The organism is Klebsiella sp. HMSC25G12, from assembly GCF_001807705.1.
Lineage (GTDB): Bacteria > Pseudomonadota > Gammaproteobacteria > Enterobacterales > Enterobacteriaceae > Klebsiella > Klebsiella variicola.
This window is the reverse complement of the sequence record NZ_KV789864.1, coordinates 7,260-29,036: the sequence shown is the minus strand read 5'-3', so window position 1 is coordinate 29,036 and position 21,777 is coordinate 7,260. Positions and strand designations below refer to the sequence as shown.

The 21,777-nt window shown below is 57.2% G+C and carries 19 protein-coding genes, 1 other RNA gene and 1 pseudogene; 17 read left to right on the top strand and 4 right to left on the bottom strand.

Going from position 1 to position 21,777, the window contains the following annotated elements:
- The 7 genes from HMPREF3096_RS09615 to HMPREF3096_RS09585 form a co-directional block, all read left to right on the top strand.
- Positions 1-348, top strand: a 348-nt coding sequence (locus HMPREF3096_RS09615) for a transketolase-like TK C-terminal-containing protein (protein WP_323807204.1), incomplete at its 5' end; no start/stop codon positions are given.
- Positions 349-732: 384 nt separating this feature from the next.
- A complete protein-coding gene (gene epd, locus HMPREF3096_RS09610) occupies positions 733-1,761 on the top strand; it encodes an erythrose-4-phosphate dehydrogenase (protein ID WP_032731243.1) in 1,029 nt (342 codons plus the stop codon).
- 39 nt (positions 1,762-1,800) lie between these two features.
- Positions 1,801-2,964, top strand: a complete 1,164-nt coding sequence (pgk, locus tag HMPREF3096_RS09605) for a phosphoglycerate kinase (RefSeq protein ID WP_008806453.1) — start codon at positions 1,801-1,803, stop codon at positions 2,962-2,964.
- A 97-nt stretch (positions 2,965-3,061) separates the two neighbouring features.
- Positions 3,062-4,141 (top strand): class II fructose-bisphosphate aldolase, encoded by a 1,080-nt coding sequence (gene fbaA, locus HMPREF3096_RS09600; protein ID WP_008806452.1) that lies wholly within the window; start codon positions 3,062-3,064, stop codon positions 4,139-4,141.
- Between the two features lie 191 nt (positions 4,142-4,332).
- Positions 4,333-5,190 carry a small-conductance mechanosensitive channel MscS gene (locus tag HMPREF3096_RS09595; RefSeq protein ID WP_012967232.1) on the top strand — a complete coding sequence of 286 codons (858 nt, stop codon included), beginning with the start codon at positions 4,333-4,335 and terminating at the stop codon, positions 5,188-5,190.
- A 151-nt stretch (positions 5,191-5,341) separates the two neighbouring features.
- Positions 5,342-5,977, top strand: coding sequence for an arginine exporter ArgO (gene argO / locus HMPREF3096_RS09590; RefSeq protein ID WP_008806450.1), 636 nt, complete (start codon positions 5,342-5,344; stop codon positions 5,975-5,977).
- An 89-nt stretch (positions 5,978-6,066) separates the two neighbouring features.
- Complete coding sequence (locus HMPREF3096_RS09585) at positions 6,067-6,834, top strand: oxidative stress defense protein (protein ID WP_012967233.1); 768 nt, start codon at positions 6,067-6,069, stop codon at positions 6,832-6,834.
- 54 nt (positions 6,835-6,888) lie between these two features.
- On the opposite strand, the gene argP is transcribed toward HMPREF3096_RS09585, so the two are convergent.
- Positions 6,889-7,782, bottom strand: a complete 894-nt coding sequence (gene argP, locus HMPREF3096_RS09580) for a DNA-binding transcriptional regulator ArgP (RefSeq protein ID WP_008806448.1) — start codon at positions 7,780-7,782, stop codon at positions 6,889-6,891.
- 167 nt (positions 7,783-7,949) lie between these two features.
- On the opposite strand from argP, the gene rpiA reads away from it, so the two are divergent.
- On the top strand, positions 7,950-8,609 hold the full coding sequence (gene rpiA / locus HMPREF3096_RS09575) for a ribose-5-phosphate isomerase RpiA (protein ID WP_070544402.1): 660 nt from the start codon (positions 7,950-7,952) through the stop codon (positions 8,607-8,609).
- A 269-nt stretch (positions 8,610-8,878) separates the two neighbouring features.
- Positions 8,879-10,111, top strand: coding sequence for a phosphoglycerate dehydrogenase (gene serA / locus HMPREF3096_RS09565; RefSeq protein ID WP_032731240.1), 1,233 nt, complete (start codon positions 8,879-8,881; stop codon positions 10,109-10,111).
- Positions 10,112-10,197: 86 nt separating this feature from the next.
- Here serA and HMPREF3096_RS09560 read toward each other — a convergent pair.
- The 3 genes and pseudogenes from HMPREF3096_RS09560 to zapA form a co-directional block, all read right to left on the bottom strand.
- A pseudogene (locus HMPREF3096_RS09560) lies at positions 10,198-10,791 on the bottom strand (5-formyltetrahydrofolate cyclo-ligase); the annotation flags it as partial.
- A 99-nt stretch (positions 10,792-10,890) separates the two neighbouring features.
- Positions 10,891-11,074: non-coding RNA, 6S RNA (ssrS, locus tag HMPREF3096_RS09555), on the bottom strand.
- Positions 11,075-11,114: 40 nt separating this feature from the next.
- Complete coding sequence (zapA, locus tag HMPREF3096_RS09550) at positions 11,115-11,444, bottom strand: cell division protein ZapA (protein WP_004205298.1); 330 nt, start codon at positions 11,442-11,444, stop codon at positions 11,115-11,117.
- Positions 11,445-11,610: 166 nt separating this feature from the next.
- On the opposite strand from zapA, the gene HMPREF3096_RS09545 reads away from it, so the two are divergent.
- The 8 genes from HMPREF3096_RS09545 (at position 11,611) to HMPREF3096_RS09510 (ending at position 21,732) form a co-directional block, all read left to right on the top strand.
- The gene (locus HMPREF3096_RS09545) at positions 11,611-12,189 is read left to right on the top strand and encodes a YecA/YgfB family protein (RefSeq protein ID WP_008806444.1); all 579 of its coding nucleotides are present in this window, start codon (positions 11,611-11,613) and stop codon (positions 12,187-12,189) included.
- A gap of 23 nt (positions 12,190-12,212) precedes the next feature.
- Entirely contained in the window at positions 12,213-13,529 is a 1,317-nt protein-coding gene (gene pepP, locus HMPREF3096_RS09540) for a Xaa-Pro aminopeptidase (protein ID WP_008806443.1), read from the top strand.
- Positions 13,526-14,704 (top strand): 2-octaprenyl-6-methoxyphenyl hydroxylase, encoded by a 1,179-nt coding sequence (gene ubiH, locus HMPREF3096_RS09535; protein ID WP_032731239.1) that lies wholly within the window; start codon positions 13,526-13,528, stop codon positions 14,702-14,704. Before pepP ends, ubiH begins: the two co-directional genes overlap by 4 nt.
- 10 nt (positions 14,705-14,714) lie before the next feature.
- Complete coding sequence (gene ubiI, locus HMPREF3096_RS09530; RefSeq protein WP_012540581.1) at positions 14,715-15,917, top strand: FAD-dependent 2-octaprenylphenol hydroxylase; 1,203 nt, start codon at positions 14,715-14,717, stop codon at positions 15,915-15,917.
- A gap of 422 nt (positions 15,918-16,339) precedes the next feature.
- Positions 16,340-17,434, top strand: a complete 1,095-nt coding sequence (gcvT, locus tag HMPREF3096_RS09525; protein WP_008806440.1) for a glycine cleavage system aminomethyltransferase GcvT — start codon at positions 16,340-16,342, stop codon at positions 17,432-17,434.
- 24 nt (positions 17,435-17,458) lie between these two features.
- A complete protein-coding gene (gene gcvH / locus HMPREF3096_RS09520) occupies positions 17,459-17,848 on the top strand; it encodes a glycine cleavage system protein GcvH (protein WP_008806439.1) in 390 nt (129 codons plus the stop codon).
- Between the two features lie 206 nt (positions 17,849-18,054).
- The gene (gene gcvP / locus HMPREF3096_RS09515; RefSeq protein WP_012540583.1) at positions 18,055-20,928 is read left to right on the top strand and encodes an aminomethyl-transferring glycine dehydrogenase; all 2,874 of its coding nucleotides are present in this window, start codon (positions 18,055-18,057) and stop codon (positions 20,926-20,928) included.
- Positions 20,929-20,988: 60 nt separating this feature from the next.
- Positions 20,989-21,732, top strand: coding sequence for an SDR family oxidoreductase (locus tag HMPREF3096_RS09510; RefSeq protein ID WP_008806437.1), 744 nt, complete (start codon positions 20,989-20,991; stop codon positions 21,730-21,732).
- The last annotated feature ends 45 nt before the right edge of the window (positions 21,733-21,777 follow it).

Genomic DNA, 21,777 nt, shown 5'->3' with positions numbered 1-21,777 from the left:
CAGCCGGAGCTGATCTTCATCGCCACCGGTTCAGAAGTAGAGCTGGCGGTTGCCGCGTGGGACAAACTGACTGCCGAAGGCGTGAAGGCGCGCGTGGTCTCCATGCCGTCCACCGACGCGTTCGACAAGCAGGATGCCGCTTATCGTGAATCCGTACTGCCGAAAGCCGTTTCTGCCCGCGTCGCGGTAGAAGCCGGTATCGCGGACTACTGGTTCAAATACGTTGGCCTGAACGGCGCTATCGTTGGCATGACCACCTTCGGTGAGTCTGCGCCGGCTGAGCAGCTGTTCGAAGAGTTCGGCTTCACCGTCGACAACGTGGTCGCTAAAGCGAAAGCGCTGCTGTAATGGCTGGTACGGTGCGGGCTGATGCCCTCACCCCAACCCTCTCCCACAGGAGAGGGTGCAAACACCAAAAACGGTAACCCCTGGGTTACCGTTTTGCTGTTACCTCGCCACCCGGCTTTTTGTATGCACTATTCTTCGAACATGTAACCACCCTGTGAATTATTCCAAAAGAAATGTGACACAAGTCATATAGCTGGTTTATTGCGCTGGACAAACATTCCTTTTATTCCTTGTTTCGCTTATTCTAGCTGAAGCGTTTCAGTCGTTTAAATGTTCGACAATTAATCAATCAGTCGCAGTTTGCAGCTGGTAAGGTTCCCCTCAGAGCGTTGCTGGATTACTCTGTCAGCCACCTCAAAAAAGGGTCAGCCTTGCAGGAGATCTATGACCATTCGCATCGCGATTAATGGCTTCGGTCGTATTGGACGCAACGTGGTTCGTGCGCTATATGAGTCCGGGCGTCGTGCGGAAATCACCGTGGTGGCAATCAATGAGCTGGCGGATGCGGCAGGGATCGCGCATTTGTTGAAATATGATACCAGCCATGGCCGCTTCGCCTGGGATGTCCGTCAGGAGCGCGAACAGCTGTTTGTTGGCGATGATGCCATCCGCCTGCTACACGAGCCGACCATTGCGGCGCTGCCGTGGCGCGAGCTGGCGGTAGACGTGGTGCTCGACTGCACCGGCGTATACGGGAGTCGTGAACACGGCGAAGCCCATCTGCAGGCTGGCGCGAAGAAAGTGCTCTTCTCCCATCCTGGCGGCAACGATCTCGACGCGACGGTGGTCTATGGCGTCAATCAGGATGAGCTCGGCGCCGAGCACCGCATTGTCTCCAACGCCTCCTGCACCACCAACTGCATTATTCCGATCATTAAACTGTTAGATGATGCCTATGGCATTGAGTCCGGCACCGTCACCACCATTCATTCGGCGATGCATGACCAGCAGGTGATTGACGCCTACCATCCGGATCTGCGGCGTACCCGCGCGGCCAGCCAGTCGATCATTCCGGTGGATACCAAACTGGCGGCAGGGATCACCCGTATTTTCCCGCAGTTTAATGACCGTTTTGAAGCGATTGCCGTGCGGGTGCCGACGATAAACGTGACGGCAATTGACCTGAGCGTGACGGTGAAAAAACCGGTAAAAGCATGTGAAGTCAACCAGTTGCTGCAAAAAGCAGCACAAGGTGCATTTCATGGTATAGTTGACTATACGGAATTACCGTTGGTCTCGACAGATTTTAACCACGATCCGCACAGTGCTATTGTTGATGGCACGCAAACCCGGGTCAGTGGCGCGCATCTGATCAAAACGCTGGTCTGGTGCGATAACGAATGGGGCTTTGCTAACCGAATGCTCGACACGACGTTAGCGATGGCGGCTATTGGTTTCAGGTTCGACGCATAAACGTCGACAAAACTTTATGAATCAACGAGAGGATTCACCATGTCTGTAATTAAGATGACCGATCTGGATCTGGCTGGTAAACGCGTTTTTATCCGTGCGGATCTGAACGTACCAGTTAAAGACGGGAAAGTAACCAGCGACGCACGTATCCGTGCATCTCTGCCGACCATTGAACTGGCGCTGAAGCAGGGCGCGAAAGTCATGGTTACTTCTCACCTGGGTCGTCCGACCGAAGGCGAGTACAACGAAGAATTCTCTCTGCTGCCGGTTGTTAATTACCTGAAAGACAAACTGTCCAACCCGGTACGTCTGGTTAAAGACTACCTGGATGGCGTGGAAGTGGCTGCCGGTGAGCTGGTGGTTCTGGAAAACGTTCGCTTCAACAAAGGCGAGAAAAAAGACGACGAAGCGCTGTCCAAAAAATACGCCGCGCTGTGCGACGTGTTCGTGATGGATGCTTTCGGTACTGCGCACCGCGCGCAGGCTTCCACCCACGGCATCGGCAAATTTGCTGACGTGGCGTGCGCAGGCCCGCTGCTGGCCGCTGAACTGGACGCGCTGGGTAAAGCGCTGAAAGAGCCGGCTCGTCCGATGGTCGCTATCGTGGGTGGTTCTAAAGTGTCCACCAAACTGACCGTGCTGGATTCCCTGTCTAAAATCGCTGACCAGCTGATCGTCGGCGGCGGTATCGCCAACACCTTCGTTGCTGCCCAGGGCCACAACGTCGGTAAATCCCTGTACGAAGCAGACCTGGTTGATGAAGCTAAGCGCCTGCTGAGCACCTGTGATATCCCGGTTCCGACGGACGTTCGCGTGGCGACCGAGTTCTCCGAAACCGCAACGGCAACCCTGAAATCTGTTAACGACATCAAAGATGACGAGCAGATTCTGGACCTTGGCGACGTTTCCGCACAGAAACTGGCCGACATCCTGAAAAACGCCAAAACCATCCTGTGGAACGGCCCGGTTGGCGTATTCGAATTCCCGAACTTCCGTAAAGGGACTGAAATCGTGGCTAACGCTATCGCGGACAGCGAAGGTTTCTCCATCGCCGGCGGCGGTGACACCCTGGCAGCGATCGACCTGTTCGGCATCGCTGACAAAATCTCCTACATCTCCACTGGCGGCGGCGCATTCCTTGAATTCGTCGAAGGCAAAGTCCTGCCGGCAGTAGCGATGCTCGAAGAGCGCGCTAAGCAGTAATTCAGTTCAGGCGGGGAAACCCGCCTGTTTTTCAGCGCGCTTAAGGGCTCGCGAACCTTCTTCAACGGTCGAAGATACAGATACAGGACTAAGTAACATGTCTAAAATTTTTGATTTCGTAAAACCGGGCGTCATCACTGGCGACGACGTTCAGAAAGTGTTCCAGGTAGCGAAAGAAAACAACTTTGCACTGCCGGCGGTAAACTGCGTAGGTACTGACTCCATCAACGCCGTTCTGGAAGCTGCTGCGAAAGTTCGCTCTCCGGTTATCGTTCAGTTCTCTAACGGCGGCGCCGCGTTCATCGCAGGTAAAGGCGTGAAAACTGACGTTCCTCAGGGTGCTGCTATCCTCGGCGCTATCTCTGGCGCGCACCACGTGCACCAGATGGCTGAGCACTACGGCGTGCCGGTTATCCTGCACACTGACCACTGCGCGAAGAAACTGCTGCCGTGGATCGACGGTCTGCTGGACGCCGGTGAAAAACACTTCGCCGCTACCGGTAAACCGCTGTTCTCTTCTCACATGATCGACCTGTCTGAAGAGTCCCTGCACGAAAACATCGAAATCTGCTCTAAATACCTGGCGCGCATGGCCAAAATGGACATGACCCTGGAAATCGAACTGGGTTGCACCGGCGGCGAAGAAGACGGCGTGGACAACAGCCACATGGACGCTTCCGCCCTGTACACTCAGCCGGAAGATGTGGATTACGCCTACACCGAGCTGAGCAAAATCAGCCCGCGCTTCACCATTGCCGCTTCCTTCGGTAACGTACACGGCGTGTACAAACCGGGTAACGTGGTTCTGACTCCGACCATCCTGCGCGACTCTCAGGAATATGTTTCCAAGAAACACAACCTGCCGCACAACAGCCTGAACTTCGTCTTCCACGGCGGTTCCGGTTCTTCCGCTCAGGAAATCAAAGACTCCGTCAGCTACGGCGTAGTGAAAATGAACATCGATACCGACACCCAATGGGCGACCTGGGACGGTATCCTGCAGTACTACAAAACTAACGAAGCTTACCTGCAGGGCCAGCTGGGCAACCCGAAAGGCGAAGACCAGCCGAACAAGAAATACTACGATCCGCGCGTATGGCTGCGTGCTGCACAGACTTCCATGGTGACCCGTCTGGAGCAGGCATTTAAAGAGCTGAACGCGATCGACGTTCTGTAAGAAAAATCTGTTTCTTACCCTGAAGCCCGCAGCAATGCGGGCTTTTTTATTACTTTAACAACAGGATAGCGTGCAGGAAAAATGTGATCCATTTGGCAAAACGTGCACTTATTGTTTACCCTATAACCTGACTGCCCTGTTGCAGGCTGAGTTATTTACTTCCCCGTTCGGGGATTCATAAGGAATGTTAAATGGAAGATTTGAACGTTGTCGATAGCATCAACAACGCCGGGACGTGGCTGGCACGCAACCAGGAGCTGCTGCTGAGCTATGCCGTCAACATCGTGGCGGCGATCGTTATCCTGGTCATCGGGATGATCGTGGCGCGCATCGTCTCTAACACCGTCAACCGCCTGATGCTGGCGCGTAAGATTGATGCCACCGTTGCTGATTTTCTCTCGGCGCTGGTGCGTTACGCGGTTATCGCCTTCACCCTGATTGCCGCCCTGGGCCGGGTAGGCGTGCAGACCGCCTCGGTCATTGCTGTGCTGGGTGCCGCCGGTTTGGCGGTGGGTTTAGCACTGCAGGGATCGCTGTCGAACCTTGCCGCAGGCGTACTACTGGTGATGTTCCGCCCGTTCCGCGCGGGTGAATATGTCGATCTCGGCGGTATCGCCGGCACCGTGCAGAACGTGCAGATTTTCTCCACCACCCTGCGTACCGCAGATGGCAAAATCGTGGTGGTGCCGAATGGCAAAATCATCGCCGGCAACATCATTAACTTCTCCCGCGAACCGGCGCGCCGCAATGAGTTTATCATTGGCGTATCCTACGATGCTGATATCGACAAGGTGAAGCAGCTGCTGACCTCGATTATCGAATCTGACGATCGTATTCTGCGCGATCGCGAAATGACCGTACGCCTGAACGAACTTGGCGCCTCATCGGTGAACTTCGTGGTTCGCGTGTGGAGCAAAAGCAGCGATCTGCAAAACGTCTACTGGGACGTGCTGGAGCGTATTAAGCGTGATTTCGACGCTAACGGCATCAGTTTCCCGTATCCGCAGATGGATGTTCATGTGGTACAACTGCCGGAAAAAGCAGAGTAAATCATCACTGACAGAGTCAGGCCGGCCATGCCGGCCTTTTTTAATGGCTCACTATTAGCTTAGCTTATTAATGATTAATACTTTCAATTTCCGCTAATAATCCATTCGCGTTATAGTCAGCGCCACTCTCGAACACAGCGGAAAAATCCTTATGTTTACCTATTACTTTCAGGGCCTTGCCCTGGGAGCGGCAATGATTTTGCCGCTTGGCCCGCAAAATGCTTTTGTGATGAATCAGGGGATCCGTCGTCAGTATCACCTGATGATTGCCCTGCTGTGCGCGGTCAGCGACTTGCTGTTGATCTGCGCCGGTATTTTTGGCGGTAGCGCGCTGCTGATGCAATCCCCATGGCTGCTGGCGATAGTGACCTGGGGCGGCGTGGCCTTTTTGTTGTGGTATGGCTTCGGCGCACTGAAAACGGCGTTCAGTCAGAATCTTGAGCTCGCCAGCGCCGAGGTGATGCAGCAGGGGCGCTGGAAAATCATTATAACTATGCTGGCGGTCACCTGGCTGAACCCGCATGTTTACCTGGATACCTTTGTGGTGCTGGGCAGCCTGGGAGGGCAGCTGGCGGTGGAGCCGAAGCGCTGGTTTGCGCTGGGGACCATTAGCGCCTCTTTCCTGTGGTTCTTTGGCCTGGCGCTGTTAGCCGCCTGGCTGGCGCCGCGGCTGCGTACCGCCAAAGCCCAGCGGATCATCAATATTGTGGTCGGCGCCGTCATGTGGTTTATTGCATTTCAGCTGGCAAAAGAGGGCGTCGGCCATATCCTGGCGTTGCTCAACTAAGCGTTGTCCGATGGACTTTCCTGCTGTACGCGCTAAGCTTGCTGGCATGCGTCCCGTAAGGGCGATTTAAGTAACATGGAGAAACGACAGTGAAGTTAAAAGTCTTAGCCCTGGCGGCAGCACTCGGATTTAGCACAATGGCGGCACAGGCAAACGAATTGCCAGACGGTCCGCACATTGTGACTTCAGGCACAGCAAGCGTTGCCGCGGTTCCGGATATTGCCACCCTGGCGATCGAAGTGAACGTCGCGGCGAAAGATGCCGCATCGGCGAAAAAGCAGGCAGACGATCGCGTCGCGCAGTATCTCTCTTTCCTTGAAAAGAGTGGTATCGCGAAAAAAGACATTAGCTCTGCGAATCTGCGTACCCAGCCTGATTATGACTATCAGAACGGGAAAAGCATTCTCAAAGGCTATCGGGCGGTGCGCACCGTGGAAGTGACGTTGCGCCAGCTGGATAAACTTAACGGCCTGCTGGACGGCGCGCTGAAGGCGGGACTGAACGAAATCCGCTCCGTTTCGCTGGGCGTTGCGCAACCGGATGCCTACAAGGATAAGGCGCGTAAAGCGGCGATCGATGACGCGGTGCATCAGGCACAGGAGCTGGCGGCTGGCTTCCACAGCAAGCTGGGGCCGGTCTACAGCGTGCGCTACCACGTCTCCAACTATCAGCCGAGCCCGATGGTGCGTATGATGAAGGCCGCTGACGCTGCGCCGGTTTCAGCCCAGGAAACCTACGAGCAGGCGACTATCCAGTTTGACGACCAGGTTGACGTGGTCTTTGAGCTGCAGCCAGCTCAGGCCGCCGCGCCAGCCGCGCCGGCGAAACCGGCGGAAGAGCCGAAACCAGCGCAGTAAGCGATAGAAACAAAAAAGCCACTTCCGGGAAGTGGCTTTTTTTATGCCGGGGATTTAATCCTGACGCAGCACTTTGTGGCCGTAATCAATAAGCGCATCGGTCACCCGGCGCATCATGCGGCTTTCCGGCGCAAAGCGGTGCCAGTACAGCATACGACGCTGGAACAGACCGGGCGTGAGGTCAATAAGCTCGCCGCTTTTCAGCTCTTTTTCGATTTGCAGATGCGGGATCATACAGCAGGTAGTGCCCTGGCGCGCCAGCTGCACGAAGGCTTCTGATGAGTTAACGATGTGGCAGGGGACGCTACCCGGCGGCAGGTCGAAGTTTTGCTGCAGGAACGCCTGATGCATATCGTCCAGATGATCAAAGGCGACGACTGGCGCTTTCAGCAGCGCAGAACGCGTCACGCCGTTCGGGAAATAGCGTTGCGCAAACTCTTTTGAGGCGACAAACAGGTAATCGAGCGCGCCGAGCTGATCCACCAGACAGCTTGGCAGCGCCTGCGGCTGGATACTCACTGCGCCCACCACTTCCCCACGGCGCAAGCGCTCCTGGGTGCGGGTTTCATCTTCCACCTGCAGGTTAAGACGAATAGGGGAGTCTGACAGAACATTGGCCAGCGCCGGCAGCAGCCAGGTGGCCAGACTGTCGGCGTTCACCGCCAGCGACAACAGCAGCGGCGTGGAGCCGGTCTGCTCGTCGCCCAGCCACTCTTCTTCCAGCAGTTCAACCTGGCGTAACAGGGCCAGCAGCTTTTGCCCCTGCTCGGTGGGGCGTGGCGGCACGGTGCGCACCAGCAGCGGTTGACCGAACATATTTTCCAGCTGCTTAATACGCTGTGAGACGGCGGACTGGGTAATACATAGCTTCTGCGCGGCGCGCTCAAATCCTCGTTCCCTAATCACCGCATCCAGCGCTTGTAGTGTCCTGTAGTCCGGTCGTTTCATTATTCTGGCGTGCCCCCATAACTAATCGTTATCTCGCACTATGACATAAATTTTTATTTGATACAGACGAAATTGGTCTGCTCAGTTGTGTGATCTGCATCGCAGGGACATTTCCACTGTCGATGTTCTATAATGCGCCACAGGCATTCACATCTCGGACCATAATTATGACGCAGGATGAACTGAAAAAAGCAGTAGGTTGGGCGGCGCTGCAATACGTACAGCCAGGGACCATTGTCGGCGTAGGCACCGGCTCGACGGCGGCCCATTTTATTGACGCGCTGGGCACGATGAAGGGGCAGATTGAAGGCGCGGTCTCCAGCTCCGTTGCCTCTACCGAAAAGCTCAAAAGCCTCGGGATCCCCGTCTTCGATCTCAACAGTGTCGATCGCCTGGGGATCTATGTTGATGGCGCGGATGAGATCAACGGCCATATGCAAATGATCAAAGGCGGCGGCGCGGCGCTGACCCGTGAGAAGATTATCGCTTCGGTCGCCGATAAATTTATCTGCATCGCCGATGCCTCCAAGCAGGTTGATATTCTCGGCGCATTCCCGCTGCCGGTTGAAGTCATTCCGATGGCGCGCAGCGCCGTCGCGCGTCAACTGGTCAAGCTGGGCGGTCGTCCGGAGTACCGTCAGGGCGTGGTGACCGATAACGGCAACGTCATCCTGGACGTGCATGGTCTGGAAATTCTTGATGCTGTCGCGCTGGAGAATGCCATCAATGGCATCCCTGGCGTCGTGACCGTAGGGCTGTTCGCCAACCGCGGGGCCGACGTGGCACTGATCGGTACGGCCGATGGCGTGAAAACCATCGTAAAATAGTCTGTCCGCAGGGAGCCAGTCGGCTCCCTTGCAAATATTTTTTCACCTGGTGCAATTTGGTGACTTCTGTCACATTTATGCAACCATTCTGATTAACACGCTACCATTAATCTTCTTTCTGGTGTTTTGTCCTGTCATTTCCCTCTGGATGACATTTCTTCAGGACGGCGACGCAAACGTTCATATTGCCGCGATAGTTTTTTTTGATATGTTGCTGAGACGAACTTTCGTTCAGCACGACATCAGTTAAGACAAAACAGGACGGGGAAATGGCTAAGGTATCACTGGAAAAAGACAAGATTAAATTTCTGCTGGTTGAAGGTGTGCATCAAAAGGCAATCGATAGCCTTCGCGCAGCAGGTTACACCAACATTGAATTTCATAAAGGCGCGCTGGACTCCGAACAGCTGAAAGCGTCGATCCGTGATGCCCATTTCATCGGCCTGCGTTCCCGTACCCATCTGACTGAAGAGATTTTCGCCGCGGCGGAAAAACTGGTTGCCGTGGGTTGCTTCTGCATCGGTACCAACCAGGTCGATCTGAACGCCGCCGCGAAGCGCGGTATTCCGGTGTTTAACGCGCCATTCTCGAATACCCGTTCGGTGGCCGAGCTGGTCATCGGTGAGCTGCTGCTGCTGCTGCGCGGCGTGCCGGAAGCCAACGCCAAGGCGCATCGCGGCGTATGGAATAAGCTGGCAGTCGGCAGCTTTGAAGCGCGCGGCAAGAAACTGGGGATTATCGGTTACGGCCATATCGGTACCCAGCTCGGCATTCTGGCGGAATCGCTGGGGATGCATGTCTTCTTCTATGATATTGAAAATAAACTGCCGCTCGGCAACGCCACCCAGGTTCAGCATCTCTCCGACCTGCTGAACATGAGCGATGTGGTCAGCCTGCACGTGCCGGAAAACACCTCCACCAAAAACATGATGGGTGCGGAAGAGCTGGCGCTGATGAAGCCGGGCGCGCTGCTGATCAACGCCTCCCGCGGTACCGTGGTGGATATTCCGGCGCTATGCGATGCGCTGGCGAGTAAGCATCTGGCCGGGGCGGCTATCGACGTCTTCCCGACAGAACCCGCCACCAACAGCGACCCCTTCACTTCGCCACTGTGCGAGTTTGATAACGTGATCCTGACTCCGCATATCGGCGGTTCGACCCAGGAAGCGCAGGAGAACATCGGTCTGGAAGTGGCTGGTAAGCTGGCGAAGTACTCTGACAACGGGTCAACCCTGTCGGCAGTTAACTTCCCGGAAGTTTCTCTGCCGCTGCATGGCGGCCGCCGTCTGCTGCATATCCATGAGAACCGGCCGGGCGTCCTGACCGCCATCAACCAGATCTTCGCCGCGCAGAGCATCAACATTGCCGCGCAGTATCTGCAAACGTCGCCGCAGATGGGCTACGTGGTTATTGATATTGAAGCGGAAGAAGATGTTGCCCAGCAGGCGCTGCAGGCAATGAAAGCGATCCCGGGGACTATCCGCGCCCGTCTGCTGTTCTAATTATTTTTGCCTCTCGGGCAGGACGAGTACCTGCCCGTTTTTTTGTTAATACTTTCCAGGCTGAAATTCTCGTCCTCGCGTACCGACCAACTCCAGGTTTTTCCCGGGGTGATCACCGCTGGTAACGGGATATCCCACTGTTCGCTTGGCAGGCTATCCACCTGCTGGCAGTCGTGCGCGTAGCCTACCGGCTGCAGGCGATACTGCTGCCAGTTTTGCAGCGTCCGGTCGTAAAAACCGCCGCCCATTCCCAGCCGTTGGCCACTGACATCGAAGGCCACCAGCGGGGTCACCAGCACATCGAGTTCAGCGAGCGGCAGCACGTCCCGCACATCGAGCTTCGGTTCGCGGATTTTCAGGCGATTCACTATCAGTTGGCTCTGTGGATGGTAGTGTAAAAACAACAGGTTTCCGGGGCTAAACGGATGCAGCACCGGCAGATACACCCGTTTGCCGGCGCGCCATAGCTGGTCAATTAGCGGCTGGGTGTCCAGCTCGCCGTCAAAGGAGAGGAACAGCGCCACGGTATGAGCGAGTACGACCGGCGGCCAGGCCATCATCCGCTCGGCGGCCTGTTGGGCAAACAGGCGCTGTTGCTCCGGGCTGAGCGCGCGGCGACGCTCGCGGATCTGCTGGCGAATATGCTGTCTGGAGAGCGGGATATCAGGCTGTAGGGTCATACAGGTCTCATTACGAGCAAGCGAAACAGTACGAGGAAGTGTAATACAGGGCGGCAGCAGCCGAAAACAGGAGTGTTGGGATAATGCGAACTAAAGAAGGGAATCTCCGAGATGCCGCCGCAGGCTGTAACCCTTGAACCCTTGGTTCAAGGTGAATGTGTCGTCACAGTTTTAAGGCTTCTCGGACGAACCGAGCATGCTCACCAACCGTGGAGCGCCACATTCTTGTGGTATGAAATATCGGCTCAGGGGACTGGCCCGCTTGCAAACATCTCAGAGAAATTTTGTTCTGGAATTACTCTAACACAGTTAACTGCAAAGTGTTATTCAAACTTTGACCCTGGTCTTTCGCTTATGCGACCTTGCTCAAGCAATGCCTGTTCAATGGTCTGCTGAAGCATCCGAATGCGCTGCTCCATGCTCGAAGCGTAGTCGCGGGTCTTCGCTTTTTCCTGAGTCAACTCATAGCTGATGTTCAACGCGGCGATGAAGACCAGCTGCTCAGTATTTGTGACTCTAGTGCGTTCTTTTAAATCTTGCAACCGCTGATTAAGGTCTTCAGCTGCCTGATTCAGGGCATCCCTTTGTTCAGGCGGGCAATTCACTCGCAGTGAACGGCCGAAAATTTGGAGATCTACGGGTTGTGCAGACATGCCACCTTCCTGCTGATTGACTGCGCTGCCTTCACATCCGAGCCTGGGTCTGCGAAGGGGCGACACTATAGCTACCCTGGTGCAGGGATACAAGCCCTTTTCTGGTTCACCAGGGTCCAAAGTGGTAGCATATCATGAATATTCCTCCCAACGATGACGAATGCGCATGTCTATACAGAACGAAATGCCTGGTTACAACGATGTAGACCAGTTACTGAACCAACAAGGGGTCGGCCTCACCCCAGCCGAAATGCACGGTTTGATCAGCGGATTGCTGTGCGGCGGCAACACGGACAGCAGCTGGCTGCCGCTGGTGCACGACCTGACCAACGAAGGGCTCGCCTTTGGTCATGAACTGGCCCAGGCGCTGCGTAACATGCATTCCGCCATCAGCGATTCACTGGATGACGACGGTTTCCTCTTTCAACTGTATCTACCGGAAGGCGATGCGGTAAGCGTCTTCGACCGCGCCGACGCTCTCGCCGGTTGGGTCAACCATTTCCTGCTCGGCCTTGGCGTCAGCCAACCGAAGCTGGATAAAGTGAAAGACGAGACCGGGGAAGCGATTGACGATCTGCGTAATATTGCCCAGCTGGGCTACGATGAAGACGAAGATCAGGAAGAGCTGGAGATGTCTCTGGAGGAGATTATCGAGTATGTCCGCGTTGCCGCACTGCTGTGCCACGACACTTTTTCTCGTCAGCAGCCAACCGCACCGGAAGTCCGCAAACCGACATTACACTAACTAAAATTCGTTCAGGGGGCGTCATGACTCAGCAGGAATTTCTCTCGCGTCGCCAGGCGCTGCTGGCGCAGATGCAGCCAGGCAGCGCGGCGCTGATTTTCGCCGCACCGGAAGCGGTGCGTAGCGCAGATTCGGAATATCCCTACCGGCAGAACAGCGATTTTTGGTACTTCACCGGCTTCAACGAACCGGAAGCGCTGCTGGTGTTGATCAAAAGCGATGAAACGCACAACCATAGCGTGCTGTTTAACCGGGTTCGCGATCTGACCGCTGAGATCTGGTTCGGTCGCCGTCTGGGCCAGGATGCCGCGCCGGCGAAGCTCGGTGTGGATCGTGCGCTGGCGTTTAGCGAAATCAACCAGCAGCTGTATCAGCTGCTCAACGGCCTGGATGCTATCTACTTCGCCCAGGGTGAATATGCCTATGCCGATGAGATTGTGTTTAACGCCCTCGAAAAACTGCGCAAAGGCTCTCGCCAGAATCTGCAGGCGCCGAACTCGGTCATCGACTGGCGGCCCATCGTGCATGAGATGCGCCTGTTTAAATCTGCGGAAGAGCTGGCAGTGATGCGCCGCGCCGGCGAAATTTCCGCCCTTGCCCATACCCGGGCGATGGAAAAATGTCGCCCTGGCATGTTCGAGTATCAGCTGGAAGGCGAAATTCTCCATGAATTCAACCGCCACGGCGCGCGTTTCCCGTCCTATAACACCATCGTTGGCGGCGGCGAAAACGGCTGCATTCTGCACTACACCGAAAACGAATCCGAGCTGCGCGATGGCGATTTAGTGCTGATTGACGCCGGCTGCGAATACCGCGGCTATGCGGGCGATATCACCCGCACCTTCCCGGTTAACGGTAAATTCAGCAAACCGCAGCGTGAAATCTACGACATCGTGCTGGAGTCGCTGGAAACCGCGCTGGAGCTTTATCGTCCGGGCACCTCCATTTATGAAGTTAATCAGGAAGTGGTGCGCATTATGATTACCGGCCTGGTGCGGCTGGGGATCCTGAAAGGCGAGATTGACGAGCTCATCGCCAACAACGCCCACCGCCCGTACTTTATGCATGGCCTGAGCCACTGGTTGGGTCTGGATGTGCACGATGTCGGTAATTACGACACCGACCGTTCGCGGGTACTGGAACCGGGAATGGTGCTGACCGTCGAGCCGGGACTGTATATCGCCACCGATGCCGACGTGCCGGCCCAATATCGCGGCATCGGCATTCGTATTGAAGATGACATCGTCATTACCGAAGACGGCAACGAAAATCTCACCGCCAGCGTGGTGAAGAAGGCGGATGAGATCGAGGCGCTGATGGCGGCGGCGCGCCAGTCATGAGCGTGCTGATCGTCGGCGGCGGGATGACTGGGGCGACGCTCGCGCTGGCCATCTCCCGTTTGACCGGCGGCGCCCTGCCGGTCCATCTGATTGAGGCGCAGGATCCGCATTCGTCACGCCATCCCGGTTTTGACGATCGGGCAATTGCCCTGGCGGCCGGTACCTGCCAGCAGCTGGCGCGCATTGGTATCTGGCAGACCCTGGCTAAACGAGCGACGCCCATCCAGCGGGTCCACGTCAGCGACCGTGGTCACGCTGGTTTTGTGAACCTGGCGGCGGCCGATTACGGCTTGTCGGCGCTGGGGCAGGTAGTTGAACTCCACGATGTCGGCCAGCGGCTGTTTAGCCTGCTGCGCGAGGCGCCGGGCGTCACCCTGCACTGTCCGGCGAAAGTGGAAGCGGTCAGCCGCCACGAGGAGAGCGTCAGCCTTACGCTTGAGGGCGGCGAAATCATCAACGGTAAGCTGCTGGTGGCGGCGGACGGTTCCCGTTCGTCGCTGGGCGCTCACTGCGGCATCAGCTGGCAGCAGCAGCCGTATGAGCAGATAGCGATCATTGCTAACGTTAGCACTGCGTTGCCGCACAAAGGTCGCGCCTTCGAGCGCTTTACCGAGCATGGTCCGCTGGCGATGCTGCCGATGTCGCAAGGGCGCTGTTCGCTGGTGTGGTGCCATCCGCAGTCGCGGCGCGACGAGGTACAGAGCTGGTCTGACGAACGTTTTTGTCAGGCGTTACAGCAGGCATTCGGCTGGCGGCTAGGGCGTATTACCCATGCCGGTAAGCGCAGCGTCTATCCGTTAGCCTTAACCACCGCCACCCGTGCGGTGTCGCATCGCCTGGCGCTGGTCGGTAATGCGGCGCAGACGCTGCATCCGATCGCCGGGCAGGGCTTTAACCTCGGCCTGCGCGACGTGATGAGCCTGGCGGAGATGCTTGCCGATGCGCATGTGGCCCGCGACGATGTGGGCGATTATTCCCTGCTGTGCCGCTACCAGGCACGGCGGGCAGGTGATAAAGCCGCCACTATCGGTGTCACCGATGGGCTGGTGCATCTGTTTGCCAACCGTTGGGCGCCGCTGGTGGCGGGGCGCAACGTCGGTCTGATGGCCATGGACTTATTTACCCCGGCGCGCGATGCGCTGGCGCAGCGTACCCTCGGTTGGGTTCCCCGTTAAGGAGTAAAACGTGCAAAGTGTTGATGTTGCCATTGTTGGCGGTGGAATGGTGGGACTGGCGGTAGCCTGCGGTTTACAGGGCAGCGGCCTGCGCGTCGCGGTGCTGGAGAAAGCAGCGCCGCAGCCTCTGGCCGCCGATGCGCCGCCGGCGCTGCGCGTTTCGGCGATCAATGCCGCCAGCGAAAAGTTGCTGACTAAGCTGGATGTCTGGCGCGAGATCGTCGCCCAGCGTGCCAGCTGCTATCACGGTATGGAAGTGTGGGACAAAGACAGCTTCGGCCGCATTAGCTTCGATGACCAGAGCATGGGCTTTAGCCATCTGGGCCATATTATTGAAAATGCCGTGGTGCATCACGCATTGTGGCAGAAAGCGCAGCGCTGCGCTGACGTCACCCTGCTGGCGCCCGCGGAACTACAGCAGGTGGCGTGGGGTGAAAACGAAGCCTTTCTCAGCCTGCAGGACGGCAGCATGTTGACCGCGAGGTTGGTGGTGGGCGCTGATGGCGCGAATTCATGGCTGCGTAATAAGGCCGATATTCCGCTGACCTTCTGGGATTACCACCATCATGCGCTGGTGGCGACGATTCGCACCGCTGAGCCGCATCAGGCGGTGGCACGCCAGGCGTTCCATGGCGAGGGTATTCTGGCCTTCCTGCCGCTCAGCGATCCGCACCTGTGCTCGATCGTCTGGTCGCTATCGCCAGCGGAAGCGAAGCGGATGCAGGAGGCTGATGAAGCCACCTTCAACCAGGCGCTGAATATCGCCTTCGATAATTGCCTCGGCCTCTGCCAGCTGGCAAGCGAACGTGAAGTCTTCCCGCTGACCGGCCGCTATGCCCGTCAGTTCGCCGCCCACCGCCTGGCGCTGGTCGGCGATGCCGCGCATACCATCCACCCGCTGGCCGGGCAGGGGGTGAACCTTGGCTTTATGGACGCCGCCGAGCTTATCGACGAGTTGAGGCGCCTGCATGCGCAGGGGAAAGATATCGGCCAGCATTTGTACCTGCGCCGCTATGAGCGCAGCCGCAAACACAGCGCCGCGCTGATGCTGGCGGGTATGCAGGGATTCCGCGAAATGTTCTCCGGCAGCCATCCGGCGAAGAAATTCCTCCGCGACATGGGGCTCAAACTGGCCGATTCGCTGCCTGGCGTAAAACCGCAGCTGATTCGTCAGGCGATGGGCCTCAACGATCTCCCCGCCTGGTTACGTTAACCCCGTCACACTTCTTTTACCCGGCCTGCGTGCCGGGTTTTCTCCCTCATTTGAAATATTCTAATTTCACCTCTTTTTTCGCATTAGTTTTATTAATGCGCTCTTTTTTTTGTTAAAGAAATTAGGCCCGTAAAATCGCATAAAACACCATCATTACCTTATCGATGAAAGCTTGATGTTAATTTTATGTGGCATAAATCGCTTTTTTCCAGTCAATAACTCTGTAGGCTTTTCGGCGGATTTTAGTCATAAGCTAATGTGATGCCCTGAATGAGCTTATGGTTTAGCGCCGGGTTCGGTGGTAAGTTCAGGCAAAAGAGAACGTTTGCGTCGGCGTCCGTCAGCGGTGCCGTCGCCGAATTTCGTGGCGCAAAATCGCCGACAATCTCGTGGCTGGTTCCGTTTTATTCGATGAGGAAAAGATGGCTCAACAGACTCCGTTGTATGAACAACACACGCTATGCGGCGCTCGCATGGTGGATTTCCATGGCTGGATGATGCCGCTGCATTACGGATCCCAGATTGATGAGCACCATGCGGTGCGCGGCGATGCAGGGATGTTCGATGTGTCGCATATGACCATCGTCGATTTCCACGGCAGCCGGATCCGCGAGTTCTTGCGCTATTTGCTGGCCAACGATGTGGCGAAGCTGACCACCCCAGGCAAAGCGCTCTACACGGGAATGCTTACCGCCTCCGCTGGCGTCATCGATGACCTGATTGTCTATTTCCTTTCTGAAGATTATTTCCGCCTCGTTGTTAACTCCGCCACCCGCGAAAAAGACCTCGCCTGGATCTCCGAACAAGCTGAACCTTACGGCCTTGAAATTACCGTTCGCGACGATCTGTCGCTGATCGCGGTGCAGGGCCCCCAGGCGAAAGCGAAGGCGGCAACGCTGTTTACTGATGCGCAGCGTCAGGCCGTGGAAGGCATGAAGCCGTTCTTTGGCGTGCAGTCCGGCGACCTGTTTATCGCCACCACCGGTTATACCGGCGAAGCGGGCTATGAAATTGCGATGCCGAACGAGCAGGCGGCTGATTTCTGGCGCGGTCTGCTGGATGCCGGCGTTAAGCCGTGCGGTCTCGGCGCGCGTGACACCCTACGCCTGGAGGCCGGGATGAACCTGTATGGCCAGGAGATGGACGAAGGCGTCTCCCCGCTGGCGGCGAACATGGGCTGGACTATCGCCTGGGAGCCCGCCGATCGTAACTTTATCGGTCGCGAAGCGCTGGAGATGCAGCGCGAAAAAGGCACCGAGCAGCTGGTTGGCCTGGTGATGACCGAGAAAGGCGTCCTGCGCGGCGGCCTGCCGGTCCGTTTTACCGATAGCGACGGTAATCAAAAAGAAGGCATTATCACCAGCGGCACCTTCTCGCCGACCCTGGGCTACAGCATCGCGCTGGCTCGCGTACCGGCCGGGATTGGCGACACCGCGGTGGTGCAAATTCGTAACCGTGAAATGCCGGTAAAAGTGACTAAACCTGGTTTTGTACGCAATGGCAAAGCCATTGTGTGATTTCCCTTTTTTGGAGATGAATTGATGAGCAACGTACCAGCAGAACTGAAATACAGCAAAGAACACGAATGGCTGCGTAAAGAAGCGGACGGCACCTATACCGTCGGGATCACCGAGCATGCGCAGGAGCTGCTGGGCGACATGGTTTTCGTTGACCTGCCGGAAGTGGGTGCCACCGTTGAAGCGGGCGCTGATTGCGCGGTTGCTGAATCCGTGAAAGCGGCTTCTGATATCTACGCGCCGATTAGCGGTGAAATCGTTGCCGTCAACGAAGAGCTGAACGACTCGCCGGAACTGGTCAACAGCGACCCGTACAGCGACGGCTGGATCTTCAAAATTAAAGCCAGCGACGAAGCGCAGGTTGCCGCACTGCTGGATGCGACCGCTTATGAAGCTCTGTTAGAAGACGAATAAATACGCTTCATCCTTCACGCTGCAGGGGCGTTGGCTTCCTGGCTCCCCCCGGTCACTTACTTTTGTAAGCTCCCGGGGAGTCGCTGTGTCGCCGCCTTCCTGCAACGCGAATGATTTTGCGTATTCTGGCCCGGTAAGCATCAGCGCTTGCCGGGCAAACCAGTCAGACAATCACGATTCACCGCACGTTTCAGGAACCATCGCTCATGACTCAGACTTTAAGTCAGCTTGAAAACCGCGACGCCTTTATTGAACGTCACATTGGCCCGGACGCTCAGCAGCAGCAAGAGATGCTGAAGACCGTCGGCGCGGATTCGCTTAACGCCCTGATTGGCCAGATTGTGCCGCAGGATATCCAGCTGGCGACCCCACCGCAGGTGGGCGACGCGACTACCGAATTTGCCGCGCTGGCGGAGCTGAAGGCGATTGCCGGTCGCAACAAGCGCTTCAAGTCTTACATCGGCATGGGCTACACCGCCGTGCAGCTGCCGCCGGTCATTCAGCGCAACATGCTGGAAAACCCGGGCTGGTACACCGCCTATACCCCTTACCAGCCGGAAGTCTCCCAGGGCCGTCTGGAGTCGCTGCTCAACTTCCAACAGGTCACGCTGGATCTGACCGGGCTGGATATCGCTTCCGCTTCGCTGCTTGATGAAGCCACCGCCGCCGCCGAAGCGATGGCGATGGCCAAACGCGTCAGTAAACTGAAGAACGCCAACCGTTTCTTCGTTGCCGCCGACGTCCATCCGCAAACCCTGGACGTGGTGCGCACCCGCGCGGAAACTTTCGGCTTCGACGTGATCGTCGATGACGCCGACAAAGTGCTCGATCACCAGGATGTCTTTGGCGTGCTGCTGCAGCAGGTGGGCACCACCGGTGAAATCCACGATTACAGCAAACTGATCGCCGAGCTGAAAGCGCGCAAAGTGATTGTCAGCGTCGCCGCCGACTTTATGGCGCTGGTGCTGCTGACGGCGCCGGGCAAGCAGGGCGCGGATATTGTCTTCGGTTCCGCCCAACGCTTCGGCGTGCCGATGGGCTATGGCGGCCCGCACGCGGCCTTCTTCGCGGCGAAAGATGAATTCAAACGCTCCATGCCGGGCCGGATTATCGGCGTATCGAAAGATGCGGCGGGTAATACCGCGCTGCGCATGGCGATGCAGACTCGCGAGCAGCATATCCGCCGCGAGAAAGCGAACTCCAACATTTGTACCTCGCAGGTTCTGCTGGCCAACATCGCCAGCCTCTACGCGGTATTCCACGGCCCGGCGGGCCTGAAACGTATCGCTGGCCGCATTCATCGCCTGACCGATATTCTGGCCGACGGCCTGCAGAAGAAAGGGCTGAAGCTGCGTCATGCGCACTACTTCGATACCCTGTGCGTCGAAGTGGCGGATAAAGCTGCGGTGCTGGCGCGTGCCGAAGCGCTGCAGATTAATCTGCGTAGCGATATTCACGGCGCGGTTGGCATTACGCTCGATGAAGCGACCACCCGCGAAGATGTGCTGAACCTGTTCCGCGCCATCGTCGGCGACGATCACGGTCTGGATATCGATACCCTGGATAAAGACGTGGCGCTGGATAGCCGTTCGATCCCGGCGGCGATGCTGCGCGACGATGCGATCCTCACCCATCCGGTGTTTAACCGCTACCATAGCGAAACCGAGATGATGCGCTACATGCATGCGCTGGAGCGTAAAGATCTGGCGCTGAACCAGGCGATGATCCCGCTGGGCTCCTGCACCATGAAACTGAACGCCGCGGCGGAGATGATCCCGATCACCTGGCCGGAATTTGCCGAGCTGCACCCGTTCTGTCCGGTCGAGCAGGCGGAAGGTTATCATCAGATGATCGCCCAGCTTTCTGACTGGCTGGTGAAACTGACCGGCTATGACGCCGTCTGTATGCAGCCGAACTCCGGCGCGCAGGGCGAGTATGCTGGCCTGCTGGCGATTCGCCACTATCACGAAAGCCGCAACGAAGGCCATCGCGATATCTGCCTGATCCCAAGCTCCGCGCACGGCACCAACCCGGCTTCCGCGCAGATGGCGGGTATGCAGGTCGTGGTCGTTGCCTGCGACAAAAACGGCAACATCGATCTTGCCGACCTGCGTGAAAAAGCAGAGCAGGCAGGGGCGAATCTCTCCTGCATCATGGTCACCTATCCGTCAACCCACGGCGTGTATGAAGAGACCATCCGTGAAGTGTGCGAGATCGTGCACCAGTTCGGCGGCCAGGTTTATCTCGATGGCGCCAACATGAACGCCCAGGTCGGGATCACTTCTCCGGGCTTTATCGGCGCCGACGTTTCGCACCTCAACCTGCATAAAACCTTCTGCATTCCGCACGGCGGCGGCGGTCCGGGTATGGGCCCTATCGGTGTGAAAGCGCACCTGGCGCCGTTTGTACCGGGCCACAGCGTGGTACAGATTGAAGGTATGCTGACCCGTCAGGGCGCGGTTTCCGCCGCGCCGTTCGGCAGCGCTTCCATTCTGCCGATCAGCTGGATGTATATCCGCATGATGGGCGCGGAAGGCCTGAAGCAGGCGAGCCAGAACGCGATCCTTAACGCCAACTATATCGCTACCCGGCTGAAAGAGGCTTACCCGGTGCTCTATACCGGCCGCGATGGTCGCGTGGCGCACGAATGTATTCTCGATATTCGTCCGCTGAAAGAAGAGACCGGCATTAGCGAGCTGGATATTGCTAAACGCCTGATCGACTTTGGTTTCCATGCGCCGACCATGTCCTTCCCGGTTGCCGGGACGCTGATGGTTGAGCCGACAGAATCGGAAAGCAAGGTAGAGCTGGACCGCTTTATTGACGCCATGCTGGCGATCCGCGCGGAAATCGACCGCGTCAAAGCCGGTGAATGGCCGCTGGAAGACAACCCGCTGGTGAACGCGCCGCACACCCAGGGTGAGCTGGTGAGCGAGTGGAACCATCCGTACAGCCGCGAGCTGGCGGTATTCCCGGCTGGGTTGCACAACAAGTACTGGCCGACGGTGAAACGTCTGGATGATGTCTACGGCGACCGCAACCTGTTCTGCTCCTGCGTGCCGATGAGCGAATACCAGTAAGTGGTGAATTAGCTAAACTTTTAAAGGCGCTGCGGCGCCTTTATTTTTTGGAGGGAAGGTATGGCGATAGCTCTGATTAGCGGCGCGAGCCGCGGCATAGGCCGGGCGACGGCGCTGCTGCTGGCGCAGGAAGGGTATACCGTCGCGGTTAATTATCATCACAACATTAACGCCGCCACCGAAGTGGTCAATACCATTGTTGAATCTGGCGGCAAAGCCACGGCGCTGCGGGCGGATATCAGCGATGAAGCGCAGGTGATGGCGATGTTTGAGGCGGTTGACCGCATGGGCGAACCGTTGACGGCATTGGTCAACAATGCCGGGATCCTGTTTACCCAATGTACGGTGGAGAGCCTGAGCGCCGAGCGTATTAACCGCGTGCTGGCCACCAACGTCACCGGCTACTTCCTCTGTTGTCGTGAGGCGGTAAAGCGCATGGCGCATCGGCATGGCGGCAAGGGCGGGGCGATAGTTAACGTGTCGTCGGCGGCCTCGCGCCTTGGCGCGCCGGGCGAGTACGTTGACTATGCCGCGTCGAAAGGGGCGGTAGATACCCTGACCACCGGGCTGGCGCTGGAAGTGGCGGCGCAAGGGATCCGGGTGAACGGCGTGCGTCCGGGGCTGATTTATACCGAGATGCACGCCTCCGGCGGCGAACCGGGACGCGTGGACCGGGTAAAAAATTCGCTGCCGATGCAGCGCGGCGGCCAGCCGGAAGAGGTTGCTCAGGCCATTGCCTGGCTGCTGAGCGACAAAGCGTCGTATGTGACGGGCAGTTTTCTTGAACTGGCGGGCGGTAAATAACCCATAGATGTCTATTGCCCGGCGGCGCTGCGCTTGCCGGGCCTA

Bases quoted from the DNA above. Each gene is read 5' to 3' on its own strand.
- fbaA (WP_008806452.1), top strand. From the start codon at position 3,062: ATGTCTAAAATTTTTGATTTCGTAAAACCGGGCGTCATCACTGGCGAC.
- HMPREF3096_RS09595 (WP_012967232.1), top strand. From the start codon at position 4,333: ATGGAAGATTTGAACGTTGTCGATAGCATCAACAACGCCGGGACGTGG.
- zapA (WP_004205298.1), bottom strand. From the start codon at position 11,444: ATGTCTGCACAACCCGTAGATCTCCAAATTTTCGGCCGTTCACTGCGA.
- HMPREF3096_RS09510 (WP_008806437.1), top strand. From the start codon at position 20,989: ATGGCGATAGCTCTGATTAGCGGCGCGAGCCGCGGCATAGGCCGGGCG.
- HMPREF3096_RS09545 (WP_008806444.1), top strand. From the start codon at position 11,611: ATGTCTATACAGAACGAAATGCCTGGTTACAACGATGTAGACCAGTTA.
- gcvT (WP_008806440.1), top strand. From the start codon at position 16,340: ATGGCTCAACAGACTCCGTTGTATGAACAACACACGCTATGCGGCGCT.
- argO (WP_008806450.1), top strand. From the start codon at position 5,342: ATGTTTACCTATTACTTTCAGGGCCTTGCCCTGGGAGCGGCAATGATT.
- pepP (WP_008806443.1), top strand. From the start codon at position 12,213: ATGACTCAGCAGGAATTTCTCTCGCGTCGCCAGGCGCTGCTGGCGCAG.
- rpiA (WP_070544402.1), top strand. From the start codon at position 7,950: ATGACGCAGGATGAACTGAAAAAAGCAGTAGGTTGGGCGGCGCTGCAA.
- gcvH (WP_008806439.1), top strand. From the start codon at position 17,459: ATGAGCAACGTACCAGCAGAACTGAAATACAGCAAAGAACACGAATGG.
- gcvP (WP_012540583.1), top strand. From the start codon at position 18,055: ATGACTCAGACTTTAAGTCAGCTTGAAAACCGCGACGCCTTTATTGAA.
- ubiH (WP_032731239.1), top strand. From the start codon at position 13,526: ATGAGCGTGCTGATCGTCGGCGGCGGGATGACTGGGGCGACGCTCGCG.
- argP (WP_008806448.1), bottom strand. From the start codon at position 7,782: ATGAAACGACCGGACTACAGGACACTACAAGCGCTGGATGCGGTGATT.
- pgk (WP_008806453.1), top strand. From the start codon at position 1,801: ATGTCTGTAATTAAGATGACCGATCTGGATCTGGCTGGTAAACGCGTT.
- serA (WP_032731240.1), top strand. From the start codon at position 8,879: ATGGCTAAGGTATCACTGGAAAAAGACAAGATTAAATTTCTGCTGGTT.
- epd (WP_032731243.1), top strand. From the start codon at position 733: ATGACCATTCGCATCGCGATTAATGGCTTCGGTCGTATTGGACGCAAC.